The 2,188-nt window shown below is 60.2% G+C and carries 2 pseudogenes; one reads left to right on the top strand and one right to left on the bottom strand.

The features are described from left to right. Positions 1-581, bottom strand: a pseudogene (locus tag ACH2EH_RS04000) (hypothetical protein); the annotation flags it as partial. Between the two features lie 271 nt (positions 582-852). On the opposite strand from ACH2EH_RS04000, the pseudogene ACH2EH_RS03995 reads away from it, so the two are divergent. Then, positions 853-2,188, top strand: a pseudogene (locus tag ACH2EH_RS03995) (hypothetical protein); the annotation flags it as partial.

Below are 2,188 nucleotides of genomic sequence, written 5' to 3'. Positions count from 1 at the left end.
GGGCTGCCCACGAGGTTGGTAGCAAGTGAGCGAAACGCGACAATGACAGTATTAGTATTGCTGTCGCCGAAGATAGCCGACGAGTCACTTAGGGCATTCCCCGGCACACCGCTGGCATCGGCGGAGACGAGCGTCGTCGTGTCCGTCGAACGGTCATGGACAAAGACATCGTTAGCATTGTTGATGTCTCCGGGAACCAGGTTGGTGGCGCTGGAGCTAAACGAAACATAGCGGCCATCGGCGCTGATGCTCGGGTTGTTGCTGTTTCCGCCCACCGCCTCCGCCCCACCCGTCGCAACGGAAACACGCTCCGTGAAGCCCGTTGCCCGGTCATGGACAAAGATGTCGGAGACCATATTGTTGTCGTTGCCTACCCCGATGAGATTGGTCGCCACGGAGCGAAACGCCACAAACTGACCGTTGGCGCTGAGCTTAGCGCCCGCGTACGGGCTTTCCCCATTGGCCTGCCCCCCACCCGTGGCAACGGAAACGCGCGTGGTTGTCTGTGCCTGTGCCGTGGCAACTCCCAGAAGGAGCGCCCCAACAGCGAGCGGTAAAGATCGAACGTGTACTTTCATCATATCCTCGTTTTCTGTCCCGCCTGATAGGACGGGTTTAGCTTCAGGAAGAGTATAAGCTACTTCTCTCCCAAAACTCTCCCAGGAATTATAGAGTTTGTAATCGCGAGGGGAAAGCCCTAAATAGGGGCATTTTGCCCAAGCAGCGACCGCGTTGGGAGAGTTTTGGGAGAGTCGCACCGTAGGCTGATTCCATCGAAGAGACAGCACTCTTCGCGCGTCGCGCGTGAGTGCAGCAACCCGTTTGGGAAATTTGAAAATTAGGAGTGGAATTATGTCCGAGACTTTATCGTCGGTACCGAGCCCGGAGGAGCTACTGACGCGCCTCCAGGCCATCGAGGAGCAGCACGACGCGCTTGCAGAGCGCTTCGCCCTAGAGCGGATTCGCTGGCGGGTGCAGACTGGGCTCGCCGTCGCCGTCACTGTGGGGGCCGTGTGGCTTGTGCCCGGCGCCCGGCAGGCCACCGCTCAGGCAGGGGGTGTTGCCGCACAAATCGCGGCGCTACAGGCCAAGACACAGTTCATGAGCGTCGTCGGCACCACAACCCTCTTCACCGGAACCAACGTCCAGATCGTCAGCGGCAGCGGAGCTACCAGTGGAGCGATCAACGGGAAAGGCAACCTCATCGTCGGCTACAACGAAAACAATTTCAGTTTCGCGAAGACTGGCTCGCACAACCTCGTGGTAGGTGCCAATAATGGCTATGCGAATTTTGGCGGAATCGTGGCAGGAGAACGGAACCAGATCACGGGGCCATTTGCCTCTGTGGTCGCCGGGTACAACAACACAGCAAGCGATATCTATTCGGCGGTCACGGGTGGGCAGAGCAATGTCGCCATAGCCCGAGCAGCCTCGGTTCATGGCGGACACGCCAATACGGCCAGTGGCCAGTACTCAGCGATCAACGGCGGCGAGTATAACACCTCGCCCGGGTTCATCAGTTCCGTGGCAGGTGGGCTCGGCAATACTTCCGACACCGTGCACGCATTGGTTCCTGTGTTCGCTGGCCCTCAAGGTCCCGCTGGCCCTGCTGGAGTTGCGGGGCCACAAGGAGCGACCGGGGCAACTGGCGCAACTGGGGCCGCCGGTTCTGCTGGGGCGGACGGTGCAACGGGGCCTGCGGGGCCTGCGGGATCCCCAGGAGCTGATGGCGCGGTGGGGCCTGCTGGGCCTATTGGACCCGCGGGACCACAAGGACCTGCGGGAACGGGTGGGAACTCTCCCTTCACCCTGAGCGCCGATGGCACCACCTATGTCCTGAGTGGCTACAACCTACAGATACTCAGCGGCAGCGGCGCGACCAATGGGGTTATCAACGGCCGGGGGAACCTGATCCTTGGCTACAACGAGAATACGGAGAACTATCCCCGCTCGGGGTCACACAACCTGGTCGTGGGACAAAACCATGAATACAGCTCCTTCGGCGGTTTCGTGGCAGGTTTTCAGAACCGGATCACCGCTGACTTCGCCTCAGTGAGTGGGGGCGCAAGCAACACCGCCCTTCATATCTATTCCTCGGTGAGCGGAGGGGGCCACAACATAGCCAGTGGATACATCAGCTCGGTGAGTGGAGGGGGCCACAACATCGCCAGTGGATACTTCAGCTCGG

The organism is Armatimonas sp. (assembly GCF_043760365.1).
In the GTDB taxonomy this organism is placed as follows: Bacteria; Armatimonadota; Armatimonadia; order Armatimonadales; family Armatimonadaceae; genus Armatimonas.
This window is presented reverse-complemented; position numbering and strand designations above follow the sequence as displayed.